We start from the raw sequence: 2035 nt of genomic DNA on the forward strand, positions 1-2035 counted from the left end.
CGTAGGCGGCTGTCACCGGCTGCTGCGACTTCACGATGACCGGGCCGAGGTCGCCCGGCAGCGGCGGCCCCAGCTCGGGTACATCGTGCGGCAAGGCTGGCGGCAGCTTCGAGTAGTCCGTCGGTAGCGCATCCAGCCCTTCGGACTTCGAGACGCGATCGACGTTGTAAAGCTCGGTTTGCTCGCCCGTACCGCGCCGATGCGGTTGCAGCGACCAGATCGTGGCCCCAAGCACGGCGACCGACAGGCCGCCCGCGAGGATGGCCAGCGTGCGCCGGTTCAGGCGCGTGACCGGACGCGGCTGGGCACGCAACGCCACAGCCTCGGGCGCCACCTTGCCCGCCGGCGGAGCGGCGAGGTCGGGAGTGTCATCCTGGCTCATGGTCAGTTCCTCCGCGCCACGCCATCGGTGCGCTCGATCCGCACCACGTCGCCGCCATCGCCGCCCAGCCGCAGTTCGGCCGCGCCGAACAGGCGATCCACGATGTAGTACGGCGAGCGGAAACGATAGTTCACCAGTTGCCCGTCGCCCTGCACACCGATGACGAACAGCGGCGGCAGCTCGCCCTGGGCGATGCCCGCCGGAAACTGGATATAGACCTTCTCGCCGTCATCGAAGGCACGTAGCGGCTTCCACGGCGGGTTGCTGCCCGATACCGCGTAACGGAAGCGGATCTTCTCCAGCGCCAGGCCGGTATCGACTGGCGCGGCGGCGCTGGCCGCCTGCGACTGGCGCTGCAAGGCCAGCATCCGGTCGCGTGGATAGTCCCAGGATACCGAGGCCATCCATGCCTTTTCCGTTGAGGTCAGCTCCAGCAGGTAGGTGCGCCGGCTGGTGGTGATGACCAGATTGGTTTTCAGGCCCGAGCGGATGGGCTTGACCAGCACATTGACGCGCAGCGCGTCGCTGCTGCCGCTGGACGTGTCGCCCACGATCCAGCGCACGGTATCGCCGGCGGCGACCGTCACCAGTTCCTCGCCCGGCTGGAGCGAAACCACGGTCACGCGCCCCGGCGAGGCATAGACCTGATAAAGCGCGCCATCGGTGAAAGGCCACACCTGGATCGCATTGACGTAGCCCTCGCGTGTGGGTGCGATGCGTGCCTCGGCGTTGGCACGGGAAACACGTACCTTCTCGTCGGCTGGCTCCGGCGCAGCCGGGGCCGCATCGACCTCCGGCAGCGGCTTCAACTGCGCCGGCAACGCCAGCGGTTCGGGGACGGCGACGACTTCAACCGGCGCGGGCGGTTCGGGCAGCGGCTGGGCCAGCACTGGCTCATCGAGTGAGATGGTCGGCGGCGGCTTGCCCTGCGAGGCGCAGCCTGCGAGGGCCAGCAGGATCAACGGCAAAGCGTGAAAGCGGAAAGGCAGGTTCATGGCTTGGCTCCTTCGGAAGAATCCAGTTCGCGGCTCCACGACAGGCCGTTGACGTAGATACCCAGCGGGTTCTTGCGCAGGCGCTGTTCGGTGCGCGGGGTTTGCAGGACGGTGGAAAGCACGGCGTTCCAGCGTTCGGTGCCAGCGGGTGCGCCATTGACGAACCGTTGCTCCGTCCAGCGCACGTTGAAAGACGTGTCGCTGGCACGCACCACGCTGGTGATCTGCACCGTCACCGATTCCTTGCCGATGCGAGCGAATGGATCATTGGTGCGGGCGTAGTCGTTGAGCACGGCCGCGCCCCGGTCGGTGGTGTAGTCGTAGGCATCGAGCCAGTTCTGCCGCACGACGATGGGGTCGATGGACAGCGAGCGCACCAGGCTGACGAAGCGTGCCAGGTGGTGCGCGATCTGCGCATCGGCGGGCCGGTACGGCGTGGCGGCCTCGCCCACGGCGCGAACCTGTCCGGCCTGATCGACCTCGATGACGTAAGGCGTCACGATGGACTGCGCCGAGCGCCATACCAGGCCACCGGCCATCAGTAGCGCGAGCACCAGGCAGCCGAAGGCCATCAGCCGCCAGTTCTTGGCCTGCACGCGGGCCGAGCCGATACGCTCGTCCCACACCTGGGCGGCGGCTTGATACGGGGTGGCAGGCT

Annotated in this window: 2 protein-coding genes and 1 pseudogene; all 3 read right to left on the reverse strand. The window is 67.8% G+C overall.

Going from position 1 to position 2035, the window contains the following annotated elements:
- Positions 1-382: pseudogene (locus tag LO50_RS23345) on the reverse strand (TrbI/VirB10 family protein); the annotation flags it as partial.
- Between the two features lie 2 nt (positions 383-384).
- A complete protein-coding gene (gene trbG / locus LO50_RS23350) occupies positions 385-1377 on the reverse strand; it encodes a P-type conjugative transfer protein TrbG (RefSeq protein WP_044316529.1) in 993 nt (330 codons plus the stop codon).
- On the reverse strand, positions 1374-2035 hold a 662-nt coding region (gene trbF, locus LO50_RS23355), incomplete at its 5' end, for a conjugal transfer protein TrbF (protein WP_044316530.1). The genes trbF and trbG, both read right to left, overlap by 4 nt.

It is taken from the genome of Stutzerimonas stutzeri (assembly GCF_000935215.1).
Classification (GTDB): Bacteria; Pseudomonadota; Gammaproteobacteria; order Pseudomonadales; family Pseudomonadaceae; genus Stutzerimonas.